Origin of the sequence: Actinoalloteichus caeruleus (assembly GCF_049311605.1) — a bacterium.
Taxonomy (GTDB): Bacteria; Actinomycetota; Actinomycetes; order Mycobacteriales; family Pseudonocardiaceae; genus Actinoalloteichus_B; species Actinoalloteichus_B caeruleus.
Genome location: NZ_CP186005.1, coordinates 3,397,559 through 3,412,664, shown reverse-complemented (window position 1 = coordinate 3,412,664; position 15,106 = coordinate 3,397,559). Strand labels below are relative to the sequence as shown.

Here is a 15,106-nt window from a genome sequence, read left to right as displayed (position 1 = left end):
CCTCGGGGTGTCGGTCCTGGGGGCCGGCGGGTGCCGGCTCACTCCGGGACGTGGCGGAGGCGGAGGCCGGCGAGGGGACCGGTGCGGGAGGTGACGGAGCGGTCGAACTCCGCCTTGGCGGTGGCCATCCGGTCCGCGATCGCCGCGACGGTCACCTCGTCGTGGTGGGGCGAGTTGGGGAGCAGGCGCAGCGCCGACAGCGGATGGCCGTGCGCGCCGTGCGTGAACGCGGGCAGGAATCCCAGCACGATCGGCGCGGCGACCTCGTGCTGGGGGTCCAGCCCAGCCAGGCGCTGGTAGAGGGCCTGCGTGTAACGGTTGGCGTCGTCGACGAGCAGGGGTTCCGCCCGGCCCAGTTCCGCGAAGGTGGCCGGGCCCCCCGGCGCCACCGGCCAGAACACCGACGCCATCCCGGGGCTCGTGGGGTTCACCAGTTCGTAGCCGAACTCCGGGAGGTGCGCGCGGAACACGTTGTTCATCGCGGTGACGTGGGCGAGGTGGACCCGGAACCCGGTCCTCCCCACGCTGTGGAGCGCGGCGAAGGCCGCGAGGATTCCCGCCGCGCCCCGGGAGTGCTCGATGGTGTGGTGCAGTACCAGGTTGCCGCCCCACGGCCGCCACTCGGCGGTGTGCGGGTCCTCGTGCAGGGTGTGCAGCTCGGCGGCGTTCCTGGCCAGGAAGGCACTGGAGGGGTAGGGGCAGAAGCCGGCCTTGTGGAAGTCGGCCGTCATCGAGTCCGCCCAGGCCGCCTCCGCGACGAGGTCGCTGACCTCGCGGAGGGCGGCGAGCGTCACCGGGTCGATCTCCAACGGGTTGCCGGGGAAGTCGTAGTCGCGGAAGAACAACCACGGCCAGCCGTGCGCGGTGTCGAAGTGCAGGTAAGGCCGGTAGGGCAGCGAACCGCTCAGACTGCTCAGGCCGGCGGCGACCAGGCCGACCGGATCGATGGTGTGGTCCATGATGCTCCCGCCGGAGAGCACCACGCAGGCCACCGGAGTTCCCCGTGCGACCAGGTCGGCCACCGTGGTGAGGACCCGCTCGGCGGTGGCCGCCCGGTCCCGTCCCGGTGCCGGCACGCGCACGCACGCCTCCGAACCCAGCCCGAGGAGAGCGCACACCGGCTCCACGCTGTCGTGGTTGTGCTCGGTCGTGACCACCACCGGCGCGGCCCCACCGGCCAGCCCGCGCCGGCCGGACTCGGGCAGGCACCGGTTCAGCCCGATCCGGACGGCGTACATCAGACCGGCCTTGCCGCCGAAGGAGAAGGTGCCGCCCGCGTCGTCGCGCGGCCAGCCAGCCAGGTCGGCGAGCTGTCGGACCAGCTGGCGTTCGATCTCGAGCGTGCCACCGGCCAGGAGGTCCCACAGCGCGTTGGGGGTGTAGAGCTGGGCCAGCGTGGCCGCGGTCACCGCGTCGAACAGCGGGACCGGGAAGATGTTGAACAGGTTGCCGGGGGCGTGGGCGCGCAGTTGCGCGCCCAGCCCGGCGGTCACCCCGCGCAACACCAGGTCGGGGTCGGACATGTGCTCGGGCACCGCCTCGAAGTCCCGCAGCCAGCCGAGGTCGGGAGGAGCCGTGCCCAGCCAGGCACCGTCGGGATGGGAGGGCACGGCCAGCGTGCGGAGCGCGTGGCTGAGCCGTTCGGGAAGCTGACCTCGGTTGTGCTCCGTGGGATGCAGCGTGCGGTGACGCAGTTCGGTCAGCGTCTCGACGAATTCCCTGCTGGGCATGGCTGACTCCTTCGACCGGATCAGACGGTCGCGTAGGCGTGGTCGGCGCCGGCTCGCCAGGGAAAGAAGTGCAGGTTCCAGGTGTTCAGGACGTTGGCGTACAGCGCGAGCGCGTTGATCAGGGCGAAGTACTCGTCACGCGTCTCCACGCCGGGCAGCGTCTCCAGGACGCGTTGGGTGAAGTCCCACAAGGTGTTGAGCCCGGTGTAGCCGAGGAACTCGGCGGGCGTCTTGATCAGCATCGGTGTGATGCGGAGGAGGTCGGTGAGGGAGATGTCGGTGGTGCGGGACATCGTCACCAGGCCGTTGAGGGCGGAGTAGCCCAGCGGCCGCACCTCGCCGTTGAGGAAGACGAGGGTGGAGAAGTACTGGTCGTAACTACCGGCGCGGCTGGCGATCCGCCCCTCGTGCATGGCGACGATCTCCTGGGGTGGATCGATCCACACCCGCGCGACCTCGTCGTGGATCTCCTCCACCAGTTTCTGCACGGCGGGGGAGTCCACCGGGGCGGTGCGCGGGAGCACGAAGTTCCGCACGTCCTCCCCCTTGCGCCGGACCCGGACCTCGATCACCTGCTTGCTGCTCCACGCCGCCTCCCAGCAGGCGCGGCCGGCGGCGCGCAAGGCCTCGACGTCCTCCGGTACCACGTGCCCGACCGGGGCGGCGGGGAGGTACTCGCTGAGCGGCCCGTACTTGACGGCGAGGTGTTGCAGCTGGGAGAGGAACACCGTTCCGTCCGGGGACTTCGTCCGGTCCTCCTTGTACTCGGCGCGGGTGTAGACGAGCTGGTGGTGGGGAACGAGGTGGTAGAGGTGGTTCCCGGATACCAGTGCGTGATTCTGGAGGCTGTTGTACGGGAGCAGTTCGTTCCACAGCAGATCCGCCAGCCGCGGATTGCGTTCCTCGTTCAGGTCGGCGGTGACGGTGATTCCGGGCTGCACCCATTCGATCTCGATCTGCCGCATGCTGTTCCTTTCGTCCGGTTGGTCGTGGGATCAGTGGGAGGGGGTGTCGGGGGCGAACAGGGCGCGTAATGCCGACTTGTCCGGTTTTCCCCCGTCGGTGAGTGGAATGGTGTCGACGAATCGGATGAGGCGGGGTACGTGTGGTTCACCGAGTTGCGCCTCGACGTGTTCGCGGAGCTCGTCGGCGTCCGCGGTTCCGCTCGCGAGGACGACCGCCGCGCAGACCCGCTCACCTCGGTCGACGTCGGGAAGGCCGACGACCCCGGCCTGGAGGACCTTCGGGTGGTGGCAGAGGACGTCCTCCACCCGACGGGAGTAGACGTTGTACGCCTCGACGATGATGAGGTCCTTGGCGCGGTCGAGGATGCGGAGCAGGTCCGCCTCGGAGAGGTGGCCCAGGTCACCGGTGCGGACCCACCCGTCCACCAGCACCTCGCCCGTCCGGGCCGGATCGGCGTGGTACCCGCTCATCGTCATCGGGGAGCGGACCCAGATCTCGCCGACCACCCCCGGCGGGACGACCGCGCCCGAGGTGTCACGGATCTCCACCTCGACTCCCGGGAGCAGCCGACCGGCGTGGTCCAGCAGCTCGGGGTGCCCGTGGTCCTCGGGCAGGAGCGCGCACACGAACCCGGTCTCCTGGGTGCCGTAGTTCTGCATGAGGCGGGGGCCGAGCCGGCGCAGGGCGGCGGACGTGCGGGCTGGCACGGCGGGGGCCCCTCCGTAGACGGCGAGTCGCAGGGCCGTGAGGTCGAAGCGGTCGAGGTCGGGGTGCTCCGCGAGCTGGTAGAGCGAGCTGGGCGCGGTGAACAGGTGGGTGATGCGTTCCCGCTCCAGCAGCGCGAGCGTCGCCAGGGGGTCCAGGTCCTCCCGCAGCACCACCACCCCGCCGCAGGCGAGGATCCACTGGGCGAGCTCTCCGCCCAGGTCGGAGAGCGGGATGGCCACCAGGAAGCGCCAGGGTGGCGGTCCGTACATGGCGCGGGCCACGTCGAGGCACGCCGCCATGGCGGTGGTGCCGTGGACGACGCCCTTGGGGCTGCCGGTCGTCCCGCTGGTGTAGGCCAGCGACGCCGGCCTGTCGAGCGCGGCGGGGAGCGTGGGAGCGTCGGCCACGGCGGCGGCGGCGAGTGCGACCAGGTCCTCGCCGAGAGCGGAGGGACCCAGCGAGAGGACGCGGGGCACCGACGCGCGGCGGAGCAGTTCGGTGGCGCGCTCCTCGCGCTGCTGGTCGTGGACGAGCACCTCCGGCGCCGCGTGGGCGAGGCACGCCGCGTGCACGGTGGGGGAGAACATCGGGCGCAGGCCGACGTAGCAGCCCCCCGCCCATTGGACCGCGAGCCGGAGGAGGACGGCCTCCGGCGTGTTCCCGTGCAGGCAGGCGACCCGGACTCCGGGGCCCACTCCGAACCGCGCGAGGACCGCGGCCATACCGGCGACCAGACGATGGGTTTCGGCGCCATTCAGCGACCGGTTCTCGGAAACGAGGACGTCGTCCAGGGGGGCGATTCCGGCTAAGACCCGTCGCACGTAGTCCACCAGTTCCTCCGACCTTGGTTCCGGGGGGATCGGGTTGCGCCACTACGACGATTCCGAAAGGCGAACGGAGGCGCAATGAGCGATACTCGATATTTCGGTGACGGAGACCCGATGGAACCAAGGAATACTCGCCAGGGGCGAAATCGGAATACGCAACGCCATCTTCCGTTCCCTCTCGCCGAGCATCGGACACGACCGTGGGTCACGGAACCGGCTGTTTGCTCGGGGTATTCCCGTGTGGGGGTCGCCGCTTTTCCTGAACGGTTGACCGTCAACCCGTCCGGGGGACCCGCGTCGCCCGACAGTGAGGCCTCTCACCACGCGGGCGCTACCGGGTCGAGGGCCCCCACCGGGTAGGATTCGACATTCAGTCACGGTGGGCCACTCGCTGCCGGCCCACCTGCCGCAGTAGCCGACACCAACCAGGAGGAGCCCGGTGACCGAGCCGGCTGCCGAGGCCCGGACCGAGGCCCCGAACACCAGCGCCCGCCGTGTGGTCGTGGCCGAGGACGAAGCCCTCATCCGTCTTGACCTCGTCGAGATGCTTCGTGAGGAGAACTACGACGTCGTCGGCGAGGCCGTCGACGGGCAGGAGGCCGTCGAGCTGGCCAACGAGCTCCAGCCCGACCTGGTCATCCTCGACGTCAAGATGCCCCGGATGGACGGTATCGAGGCCGCGTCCCTGATCGTCGGCGACCGGGTCGCCCCCGTGGTGATCCTCACGGCCTTCAGCCAGCGCGACCTCGTGGAGCGGGCGCGGGACGCGGGGGCGATGGCCTACCTGGTCAAGCCCTTCGCCAAGCGTGACCTCATCCCGGCCATCGAGCTCGCCATGTCCCGTTTCGCCGAGGTCCGGGCGCTGGAGGGTGAGGTGGCCGACCTCCAGGAGCGGTTGGAGGCGCGCAAGGTGGTGGAACGGGCCAAGGGCCTGTTGATGAAGAACCAGTCGCTGAGCGAGCCCGAGGCGTTCCGATGGATCCAGCGCACCGCGATGGACCGGCGGACCACGATGAAGGCGGTCGCGGAGGCGGTACTGGAAACCCTCAGCTGATCCAGGCGTCATCCCGACGTCATGCCTTGACACGTCGCGGTCACATGTCCACCCGGGTGGCGGTGCGCGATCCCATTCCTAGGGAAAAGTTCCCCCTTTCGGAGCCCAGCGGAGCGACATGCGTCACGATGTGGCTACGGCCACGTGACCAGTATGGGCAACGTGCCACGATCGGACTACGGTCCGTGCCTAACTCATCGTTCCGAGGAGCGGAACGACGCCCACGACTGCTGCTCGTGGGCGGGTTCACGTGGAGGCACGGGTGTCGAAAAACGGTCGCTTACGGATCCTGGCAGTCGCGGCGACGGCGTCGCTGACGCTCGCCGGGTGCGCGCAGGGCGGGAACGAGGAACCGGCGGAGGGGGGCGCCGCGACCAACGACAGCGCCGCCGCCGCCCCTGACGCCCCCACCGATGCCGTCCTGCCGGCGGGGGACGGCACCGGCGAGTGCGAGGACGGCGTCAGCATCGCCTACATCGGCACCATCGCTGGCCAGAACGCGGCCCTCGGCGTCGCGATCCTCAACGGTGTCCGCCTCGCCGTCGAGGAGCACAACGAGGCCAACGCGGGCTGCCAGGTGACGCTCAAGGAGTTCGACACCGAGGGCAGCCCCGACCGGGCGTCCGGTGTGGTCACCCAGGCCATCAACGACGACTCCATCCTGGGCGTGGTCGGGCTGCCCTTCTCCGGTGAGTCCGACGCGGCCGGGCAGTCGTTCCACGAGGCCGGCCTGGTCACGATCAGCCCGTCCGCCACCGACCCGGCGCTGTCCCAGAACGGCTGGGACACCTTCTTCCGCGGGCTGGGCAACGACGCGCAGCAGGGTCCGGCCGCCGCCACCTTCATCGGGGAGGACCTCGGCGCCGAGAGCGTCTGCGTCGTCAACGACGACTCCTCCTACGGAATCGGCCTGGCTCGCGAGGTGCGGGAAGCCCTCGGTGACGCGGTCGTGTGCACCGAGGAGGTGAAGACGAACCAGCGGGAGTTCTCCGCGGTCGTCGGCACGATCGAGGCCTCCGGCCCGGATGCCGTCTTCTACGCCGGCTACTACACCGAGGCCGCGCCCTTCGCGCAGCAGCTGTTCGCCCGGGGGCTTCAGACCACCCTCGTGGCTCCCGACGGCGTGCGCGACGACCAGTTCGTGCAGAACGCCGTGGGTGCCGCCGAGGGCGTCTACCTGACCTGCCCGTGCGTCCCGGCCGACGGCTTCGGTGACTTCTTCGACGCCTTCACCGAGTTGGCCGGCACCGAACCGTCCACCTACTCCGCCGAGGGCTACGACGCCACGACCGTCCTGCTGCGCGCGCTGGACGAGGGGCTGTCCACCCGCGAGGAGGTCCTCGAGTACGTGCGCGACTACGACGCGCCCGGTCTCACCAAGCACTTCAAGTGGGACGAGGACGGCGAGCTGACCGACACCCCGGTCTGGGTCTACCAGGTCGAGGACGGCGAGATCGTTCGGGACCGCGAGATCGGCTGAGCGGCGCCAGCGGCGGACGGCCAGCGCGCGCCGCGCGTTGGCCGTACCTCGCCTGCCCGACCGACTGACGGTGAACCGGCGATCTCGCGAGAAACGAGTATCTGAGTGATCGGCAACCTTCCGACGGTCCTCGCTCAGGGTGGCGTGGACTGGATCAGCTTCGACATCGGTCGCCTGGTCGACCAGTTCTGGTACAACACGGTGAACGGCCTCGCCTACGGCAGCATCTACTCCCTGGTCGCTGTCGGCTACACGCTGGTGTACGGAGTGCTCAAACTCATCAACTTCGCGCACTCCGAGGTCTTCATCGTGGGCGCGTTCGGCGCCTACTTCACCTTCCAGTTCCTCGGTTACGAGTCCGGTGGCATCGCCCAGGCTCCACTGGTCGAGACGATCGTGAACCTCATCCTGGCGCTGGCCGTCGCGATGATCTGCTCGGGGCTCGTCGCGCTCACCCTCGAACGGGTGGCCTACCGACCACTGCGCAGGAAGAAGGCGCCTCGCCTGGTCTTCCTCATCACCGCGGTCGGCGCGTCCTTCGCGATCCAGCAGGCCATCATGCTGTGGCGCAACCCGAACCCGGAGCTGGCGATCCAGCTGATCGCCCCGCGGCCCCTGTTCGAGGTGTTCGGGGTGTCGGTGACGAACATCCAGCTGACCGTGTTCCTCGCCGCGCTGGTGCTCCTGCTGATCGCCGACTCCTTCATCAACCGCACGCGGCTGGGGCGGGGCATCCGCGCCGTCGCGCAGGACCCGGACACGGCGACCCTGATGGGCGTCAACAAGGAACGCGTCATCATGCTCACCTTCATCATCGGTGGGCTGCTCGCCGGAGCCGCGGCCCTGTTCTACATCATGCAGATCCCGCAGGGAGTGGTGTACAACGGTGGCTTCCTCCTGGGCATCAAGGCCTTCACCGCGGCCGTGCTGGGCGGCATCGGCAACCTGCGCGGGGCGCTGCTCGGTGGCTTCCTGCTCGGGGTCTTCGAGAACTACGGCCAGTCGCTGTTGGGCGGTCAGTGGCGCGACGTGGTGGCCTTCGTCGTGCTGATCGTGATCCTGATGTTCCGCCCCACCGGGATCCTCGGTGAGTCGCTAGGAAAGGCCCGGGTATGAGCGCGCACCACTTCCGCAGCGGGACCGCGACGAAGGTGCCGTTCGGCCAACGAATCCGTGACTGGTGGAACGGGCTGAGCCGGTTCCACCAGTGGGCGATCATCATCCCGGTGGTGGTGCTCGTCTACCTGATGCCGTTCCTCAACTTCTTCCCCATCACCACCGAACCGGGCACCGACTTCGAGCTCGCCCTGTTCAACACCGCCCGCATCGTGCTGATCGCCATCGGGCTCAACGTCGTCGTCGGGCAGGCGGGCCTGCTCGACCTGGGCTACGTCGGCTTCTTCGCGATCGGCGCCTACGTCGCGGCGCTCATGACCAGCCGCGACTCCGCCCTCTACGCCGAGTACCCGTGGTTGCTCGTCGTGGTGGTCGGCATCGCGGTGACGATGGTGTCCGGTGTCATCATCGGCACACCGACACTGCGGCTGCGCGGTGACTACCTGGCGATCGTGACACTCGGCTTCGGGGAGATCGTCCGGCTGCTCGCCGACAACATCCCGGCGCTGCGGGGCAACGTGGGCTTCCGCAACCTGGAACGGCCGCCGGGGGAGTGGTCCGACGGGACCCGCATCTTCACCCAGGGCGACGGGATCCCCTGGTACTGGCTGACCGTCACCGCCATCATCGCCGTGCTCATCCTCGTCGGGAACCTGGAACGCAGCCGGGTCGGCCGCGCGTGGGTGGCCATCCGGGAGGACGAGGACGCGGCCGAGATCATGGGGGTGCCCACCTTCCGCTTCAAGGTGTGGGCCTTCGTCATCGGCGCCGCCATCGGCGGCCTGTCCGGTGTCCTGTACGCGGGGCAGCTCGGCTTCGTCAACAACGCCAGGTTCGACGTGGTCACCTCGGTGCTGTTCCTCGCCGCGGTCATCCTCGGCGGGTCCGGCAACAAGGTCGGGGTGATCCTGGGGGCCATCGTCATCGCCTACACGCCGGAGCGGTTCCAGGTGGTGTCCGAGTACCGCTACCTGATCTTCGGGCTCGCGTTGATCGTCCTGATGATCTTCCGCCCCCAGGGGCTGCTCGGCGCCCGCCAGCGGCTGTTGGCACGAGGAAGGCAGGCGTACAAACGCCTGGTGGGCAAACCGGAGCCCGTGTCGACGGAAAGCCCCATGAAGGACTCGGGCAAGGGGACGGGAGCATGACGACCACCAGCGGTTCCACACCCGAGATGCGTCACCACCTCGACGACCCCGGGACCGACCAGCCAGGCGGTCTCGTCGGTGAGGTCGCGCGGATGAGCGCGGAGGAACGGGCCGAGCACGAGGCGGAAGTGGCGGACGTCGTCGCGCCGGACCGGGACATCGAGGTCGAGGTCGGCGAGACCCTGCTCGAGATGAGGGACGTCACCCTCAGCTTCGGCGGGCTCGTCGCCCTCGACTCGGTGTCCTTCTCCATCCGACGCGGGGAGATCCTCGGCCTCATCGGACCGAACGGGGCGGGCAAGACCACCTGCTTCAACGCGATGACCGGCGTCTACCGCCCCTCCTCGGGGGACGTGCTGCTCGAGGGCCGGCCCCTGGGGCGGCTCAAGAAGTCGCAGATCACCCGGCGAGGCATCGCCAGGACCTTCCAGAACATCAGGCTCTTCGGCGAGATGACCGCGCTGGAGAACGTGGTCGTGGGCACCGACGCCCGCCACCGCACCGGCGTGCTCGGCGCGCTGCTCCGGTTGCCCCGCCACCACCGGGAGGAACGCGAGGGCGTCGAGCGGGCGATGGCGTTGCTGGAGTTCGTCGGCATCGCCGACCGGGCGGCCGACAAGGCGAAGAACCTGCCCTACGGCTACCAGCGGCGCCTGGAGATCGCCAGGGCGCTGGCCACCGAGCCGAAGCTCCTGTGCCTCGACGAGCCGGCCGCCGGGTTCAACCCGGCGGAGAAGGAGGAGCTCATGGGGCTCATCCGCGAGATCCGGGACGACGGGTACACCGTGCTGCTCATCGACCACGACATGAAACTGGTCATGGGCGTCACGGACCGGCTGGTCGTGCTCGAGTTCGGCAAGAAGATCGCCGACGGTCGCCCCGCCGAGGTCCGGGAGGACCCCGCGGTCATCGCCGCCTACCTGGGGGTTCCTGACGATGACGTTGCTTGAGATCTCCGACGTGTCCGTGCACTACGGACGGATCCGCGCGCTGAGCGGTCTCTCCCTCACCGTGGAGGAGGGGGAGGTGGTCACCCTCATCGGGGCCAACGGAGCGGGCAAGACCACCACCATGCGGACCGTCTCCGGTCTGCTGCCGGTCACCTCCGGCAGCATCACCTTCGAGGGCGACGACATCACCCGCCTCCGCGCCGACCTGCGGGTGGTGCGGGGGATCTGCCAGTCCCCGGAGGGACGGGCGATCTTCCCCGGCATGACGGTCCAGGAGAACCTGGACATGGGCTGCTACACCCGCAAGGACCGCGCGGCGATCGCCGAGGACTACGAGCGCGTGTTCAGCCTGTTCCCCCGGCTCGAGGAACGCCGCACGCAGGTCGGCGGCACCATGTCCGGGGGCGAGCAGCAGATGTTGGCGCTCGGCCGCGCGTTGATGGCCCGACCCAGGCTGCTGTTGCTCGACGAACCGTCGATGGGGCTCGCCCCGCAGTTCATCCAGCAGATCTTCCGCATCATCACGGAGATCAACGAACAGGGGACCACCGTCCTGCTCGTGGAACAGAACGCGCAGCAGGCCCTCAGCCGGGCGCACCGCGCGTACATCCTCGACGCCGGTGAGATCACCAGGACGGGCACCGGGGCGGAACTCCTCGCCGACCCGAGCATCAAGGACGCCTACCTGGGCGTCGGCTGACCGATGCCGTGAGGCGGGTCGTGCCCCACGTCCCGCCTCACACCTCCGGGTGAAACAGCCGTGGCCCGGCGCCCCTGCCTGGCCGGCGGGGAGACCGACCGACAGGCTGGCGGAACGTCCCGGCCCGCCGGTCGGGCCCCCGTCGCCTGGAGGATCCTTGCCCACCGCCGTCGCGCTCCTCACCCGTGATCTCCGCGTGCACGACAACCCGGTGCTGGGCGCCGCGGCCTCGGCCGACCACGCGGTACCCGTCTTCGTGCTCGACGACGTGATCCTCCGAGGAGGTCACCGGAGCCCGAACCGGGTCGCCTTCCTGCTGGACTGCCTGCGGGACCTCCGACGCGAGCTCCGCGAGCTCGGTGGCGACCTGCTCATCACCCGGGGCGACCCGGTCCGGGAGGTGGTCGGGCTGGCCGAGCGGTTCGACGCCGCCACGGTGCACGTCGCGGCGGACGTCAGCGCCTACGCGACCGGTCGGGCGCGTCGCCTGTCCAAGGCCCTGTCGGGGGCCGGCCGTGAACTCGTCGTGCACGACACCGTCGTCACCGTCGCGGCTCCCGGTGAGCTGGCACCCCAGAGCCGTGACCACTTCGCGGTGTTCACCCCCTACTTCCGGCACTGGCGGGAGCACCACACCCGCGGTCTCCACCCCGCGCCGAAGGCGCTCCGACTCCCCCCGCTGCGACCGGGTGGCATCCCGGGGAGGGCGGACCTCGTCGACGGAGACGTCTCGCCCTCCCTGCCCACGGGTGGGGAGTCGGAGGGCCGTCGCCTGCTGGACGACTGGCTGGACGACGGGGTCCACCACTACGCCAGCGACCAGGACCGGTTGGCGCGCGACGGGACGTCCCGGCTGTCGGCCTACCTCCACTTCGGCTGCGTGTCCCCCACCGAGATCGCCCAGCGGGTCGGGGAGTCGGACGGCGAGCGGGCGTTCCTCCGGCAGCTGGCCTGGCGGGACTTCCACCACCAGGTCCTCGCCGCGCGTCCCGGATCGGCCTGGAACGACTACCGCACCCGGAACGACCACTGGCGCACCGACCACGAGGAGCTGGCCGCCTGGCGGGACGGGCGCACCGGAGTTCCCCTCGTCGACGCGGGCATGCGGCAGCTGGCCACCGAGGGGTGGATGCACAACCGGGCTCGTCTGGTCACCGCCAGTTTCCTCACCAAGTCGCTCTACCTGGACTGGAGGGAGGGCGCACGGCACTTCCTCCGGCTCCTCGTCGACGGGGACATCGCCAACAACAACATGAACTGGCAGTGGGTGGCGGGTACCGGCACCGACACGCGCCCCAACCGGGTGCTGAACCCGACCCGCCAGGCCGAGCGGTACGACCCGGACGGCGCCTACGTCCGCCGGTACGTGCCCGAGCTCGCGGACCTGGCACCTCCCGAGATCCACGAGCCCTGGCGGTTGGGCGAGGAGGAACTGCGGCGTCGCGACTACCCCCCACCCCTGGTCGACCTGATGGACGCCGCCCGGCGGTTCCGCGCGGCGCGCGGCAAGGACTGAGCCACCCCGGCGGCCACCGACCGGCACCGCCCGAGGAGACGGCGGCCACGGACCGGGATCACCCGGGGGTGCTCACCCGGCGGGAGGTCGAGAAGCGCGGGAAGATCCGGACGCGCCTACAGTCGAGTCGGCCGGGTCCCCGGTGGACACCGGGGCCAGATCTCCCCAGGTGAACGAGGTGAACACTGTCGTGGTCGGTACGTCGCCGCGAGCCGGGTCGTGGCTGTCCAGAATCCCCCTCCGCCGTCTGCGCGCCCCCAGGTGGGCCGAGCAGGAGGGCACGTGGCGCGGCGCCAGGCCCTCGGTGATCGAGTCCGCGCTGAAACGGGCGCTCGCCCGGCCCTCGGGCAACTGGTTCGTGCTCGGCGCGAGCCGGGAGATCGCCCTCGGTGGCGCTCCGCTGGGCCGGACGATCGGCGGGGTGGAGGTCGTCTGCTGGCGAACCCAGGACGGGCGGTTGCGCGCCGGTCCCGGTAGCTGCCCCCACCTGGGCGCTCCGCTGTCCGAAGCGGTCGTGCACTGCGGGGAACTGGTGTGCCGGTGGCACGGCCTGCGGTTGGGGGCGGGCGGAGCGCCCGGCTGGCAGCCCTACCCGGCCCACGACGACGGGGTGCTCGCCTGGGTCCGCCTCGACGAGGTGGGCGGTGAGGCTCCGCTCCCGGAACCCGTCGTCCCCCGCCGGCCCCCGGCGGCCGGCGCGATCGCCGCCGTCACCACGGTGGTGGGCCGCTGCGAACCACAGGACGTGATCGCCAACCGGCTCGACCCGTGGCACGGGGCGTGGTTCCACCCGTACTCCTTCGCGAACCTGCGGGTGCTCGACGCCCCCGTCGACGCCGACCCGGAGGACCCGGAGTCCGACCGGTTCGACGTGGAGGTGTCGTTCCGGTTGTCCCGGCAGATCGGCGTACCGGTCAAGGCCACCTTCACCTGCCCGGGACCGAGGACCATCGTCATGCGGATCACCGAGGGGGAGGGGAGGGGCAGCGTCGTGGAGACGCATGCCACGCCCTGGGCACCGGACGGCGCCGGTCACCCGAGGACGGCGGTGATCGAGGCGACGGTGGCCAGCTCGGACCGGCGGGGCTTCGCGGTGGCGCGCCGCCTCACCCCGCTCGTCCGCCCACTCATGAACATGACGGCGCGTCGGCTGTGGCGGGACGACATGGACTACGCCGAACGCCGCTACGAGCTGCGTTCCACCGGCCGTTGGCCCGGTTGACCGGCGGGAACCTCCCGCACCGGCACCGCCGCGTCCCGTGCGACCTCCGCCCTGGCGGGCGCGGCGGTCCGGTGCCGTCGCGGCGCGGGACGCACGTACTCCAGGCGGTCGAGCAGGGGCCACCGGCCCCCCTGGGGGACGCTCCACAGGTCGTGGCCATGAACACCCCATTCGCCGAGCAGCACGTTCGCCGCCATGAACCCGCTGGTGGCGGCCCGCTCCATGAGCGCGACCGGCAGGTCGACCCGGGTGAGGTCCCCCGCCACGGTCACGAACGGGTCCGGGGTGCGCACCGGTGGGCGGTCCGTGAAGCCACCCGGGGGGAACAGGGGGCAGTCGTCCCGGATCTCGTGGCGTTCGTCCACCACGCCCGCCGCCCCGGTCTCCGGGTAGACCCGTCGGAGCTCGCCGAGCACGCCCTGCCTGAGCCGCTCGACGTCGGGCTCGCCCCGCAGAGCGTAGGAGTGCAGTTCCGCCACCGAGCCACCGGTGCGGCGGGACCAGTCCCTGGCGGTGCGTTCGTAGCGTTCGAGCACGCTGATGTTGTCCAGGCACCCGAAACCGCTGGTGCACAGGAACGGTGCCCGGGCCGGGTGGACCGGGCGGTCCAGCCAGAACCGGGAGACGAGGAAGGGGGGCGCGGTCCGCAACCGCCTGACGCGCCGCCGCCAGTCGTCGTCTCCCAGGGCGGGGGACGAGTCGACGACCGCGCGAAGGCCCCGCACGTCGAGCGCGAGGACGACCCCGTCGACCTCGGTCCTTTCCGGCGGTTCCGTGCCCGTGCGGTGGACGACCGCCCACCGCCGGGTGCCGCCCCGTTCCACCCGCTCCACCGAGGTCCCGGTGCGGACCGAGGCCCCGCACCGGCGCAGGTGCGCCGCGAGCGGGTCCCACAGCGCTCGCGAGAAGCAGTCGTCGGCGACGTCGAACACCAGGCCCTCGCTGGATCCCAGGAAGTAGATGTGGAACATGGTGGCCAGTTCGGCCGCCGACAGCTGGGTCGGCTCGGCGAAGAAGCTCCGCGAGAAGACCTCGAACGCCAGGTGCCGCGCCCTCCTGGGGAAGCGGATCTGGGCGAGGAAGGCGTCGGCGTCCAGGTCGTCCAACTGCCCGTAGGTGCGGGGCACCCGCACCTGGCCCAGCGGTATCGCGGCCCTGGTGCCCAACCGCGCCAGGTCACCGAAGGTGAAGCTGGGGCTGTGGGCCACGAACGCCAGGGCGTTCCACGGCGGGGTCCTGGGCAACCGGGCGAAGCTGTCACGGAACCCCTCCCGGTGGAGCAGCGGGTAGTCCTCGACCGGGCGCAGCCGCGCCAGCGCGGGGTCGGCCCGGCGCAGGAGCCCCCGCAGGTTGTAGTACTGGCGGAAGAACGCGTGGAAGCCCCGGTTCATGCCGGCGACCGAACCGTCCGCCAGCGTGGTGGTCCAGCCGGCGACCCGGCCCCCCAGCTGGGGTTCCCGTTCCAGCAGCCGCACCTCGACACCGCGTTCGGACAGCGCGGCCGCTGCGGCCAGGCCGGCGATCCCGCCACCCACCACCGCGACCCGGGGCCGCTGGCGGAGATGACCGGTGTCCGGGTACCCGGGCGGGGCCTCGTACCGCGTCGCCTTCCTGTCCCGTCCTGGACGGCCTGTCACGGGTGGGGTCACGTGTCGCCTCCGAGTCACTGCCGACATCCAGCCTGGGCAC

The 15,106-nt window shown here is 70.7% G+C and carries 12 protein-coding genes; 8 read left to right on the top strand and 4 right to left on the bottom strand.

From position 1 onward, the window contains the following. Positions 1 to 38: 38 nt before the first annotated feature. The 3 genes from ACOJVX_RS13830 to ACOJVX_RS13820 are packed head-to-tail and all read right to left on the bottom strand — an operon-like array spanning position 39 to position 4,225. Positions 39 to 1,730, bottom strand: coding sequence for a hypothetical protein (locus ACOJVX_RS13830; RefSeq protein WP_026418126.1), 1,692 nt, complete (start codon positions 1,728 to 1,730; stop codon positions 39 to 41). Positions 1,731 to 1,750: 20 nt separating this feature from the next. Then, positions 1,751 to 2,695, bottom strand: coding sequence for a DUF3830 family protein (locus tag ACOJVX_RS13825; RefSeq protein ID WP_026418125.1), 945 nt, complete (start codon positions 2,693 to 2,695; stop codon positions 1,751 to 1,753). Between the two features lie 30 nt (positions 2,696 to 2,725). After that, complete coding sequence (locus tag ACOJVX_RS13820; RefSeq protein WP_422647579.1) at positions 2,726 to 4,225, bottom strand: class I adenylate-forming enzyme family protein; 1,500 nt, start codon at positions 4,223 to 4,225, stop codon at positions 2,726 to 2,728. A 445-nt stretch (positions 4,226 to 4,670) separates the two neighbouring features. On the opposite strand from ACOJVX_RS13820, the gene ACOJVX_RS13815 reads away from it, so the two are divergent. The 8 genes from ACOJVX_RS13815 (at position 4,671) to ACOJVX_RS13780 (ending at position 13,417) form a co-directional block, all read left to right on the top strand. Continuing rightward, complete coding sequence (locus ACOJVX_RS13815) at positions 4,671 to 5,285, top strand: ANTAR domain-containing response regulator (RefSeq protein WP_026418122.1); 615 nt, start codon at positions 4,671 to 4,673, stop codon at positions 5,283 to 5,285. Positions 5,286 to 5,547: 262 nt separating this feature from the next. Further along, a complete protein-coding gene (locus tag ACOJVX_RS13810; protein WP_026418121.1) occupies positions 5,548 to 6,765 on the top strand; it encodes a branched-chain amino acid ABC transporter substrate-binding protein in 1,218 nt (405 codons plus the stop codon). 105 nt (positions 6,766 to 6,870) lie between these two features. Continuing rightward, complete coding sequence (locus ACOJVX_RS13805) at positions 6,871 to 7,881, top strand: branched-chain amino acid ABC transporter permease (protein ID WP_026418120.1); 1,011 nt, start codon at positions 6,871 to 6,873, stop codon at positions 7,879 to 7,881. Then, positions 7,878 to 9,029, top strand: a complete 1,152-nt coding sequence (locus ACOJVX_RS13800; RefSeq protein ID WP_026418119.1) for a branched-chain amino acid ABC transporter permease — start codon at positions 7,878 to 7,880, stop codon at positions 9,027 to 9,029. The genes ACOJVX_RS13805 and ACOJVX_RS13800 overlap by 4 nt, the downstream gene beginning before the upstream one ends. A gap of 26 nt (positions 9,030 to 9,055) precedes the next feature. Next, the gene (locus tag ACOJVX_RS13795; protein ID WP_103057170.1) at positions 9,056 to 9,979 is read left to right on the top strand and encodes an ABC transporter ATP-binding protein; all 924 of its coding nucleotides are present in this window, start codon (positions 9,056 to 9,058) and stop codon (positions 9,977 to 9,979) included. Further along, positions 9,966 to 10,679: an ABC transporter ATP-binding protein gene (locus ACOJVX_RS13790; protein ID WP_026418117.1), complete on the top strand. Its 714-nt coding sequence runs from the start codon at positions 9,966 to 9,968 to the stop codon at positions 10,677 to 10,679. Before ACOJVX_RS13795 ends, ACOJVX_RS13790 begins: the two co-directional genes overlap by 14 nt. Before the next feature lie 157 nt (positions 10,680 to 10,836). After that, positions 10,837 to 12,195 (top strand): cryptochrome/photolyase family protein, encoded by a 1,359-nt coding sequence (locus ACOJVX_RS13785; RefSeq protein WP_026418116.1) that lies wholly within the window; start codon positions 10,837 to 10,839, stop codon positions 12,193 to 12,195. 178 nt (positions 12,196 to 12,373) lie between these two features. Continuing rightward, positions 12,374 to 13,417, top strand: coding sequence for a DUF5914 domain-containing protein (locus ACOJVX_RS13780; protein WP_337661925.1), 1,044 nt, complete (start codon positions 12,374 to 12,376; stop codon positions 13,415 to 13,417). Here ACOJVX_RS13780 and ACOJVX_RS13775 read toward each other — a convergent pair. After that, complete coding sequence (locus ACOJVX_RS13775) at positions 13,381 to 15,093, bottom strand: FAD-dependent oxidoreductase (RefSeq protein ID WP_422646808.1); 1,713 nt, start codon at positions 15,091 to 15,093, stop codon at positions 13,381 to 13,383. The genes ACOJVX_RS13780 and ACOJVX_RS13775 overlap by 37 nt on opposite strands. Between the last annotated feature and the right edge of the window lie 13 nt (positions 15,094 to 15,106).

Coding starts and splice junctions, on each gene's coding strand:
- ACOJVX_RS13830 (WP_026418126.1), bottom strand. CDS start 1,730: ATGCCCAGCAGGGAATTCGTCGAGACGCTGACCGAACTGCGTCACCGC.
- ACOJVX_RS13825 (WP_026418125.1), bottom strand. CDS start 2,695: ATGCGGCAGATCGAGATCGAATGGGTGCAGCCCGGAATCACCGTCACC.
- ACOJVX_RS13800 (WP_026418119.1), top strand. CDS start 7,878: ATGAGCGCGCACCACTTCCGCAGCGGGACCGCGACGAAGGTGCCGTTC.
- ACOJVX_RS13795 (WP_103057170.1), top strand. CDS start 9,056: ATGCGTCACCACCTCGACGACCCCGGGACCGACCAGCCAGGCGGTCTC.
- ACOJVX_RS13790 (WP_026418117.1), top strand. CDS start 9,966: ATGACGTTGCTTGAGATCTCCGACGTGTCCGTGCACTACGGACGGATC.
- ACOJVX_RS13775 (WP_422646808.1), bottom strand. CDS start 15,093: ATGTCGGCAGTGACTCGGAGGCGACACGTGACCCCACCCGTGACAGGC.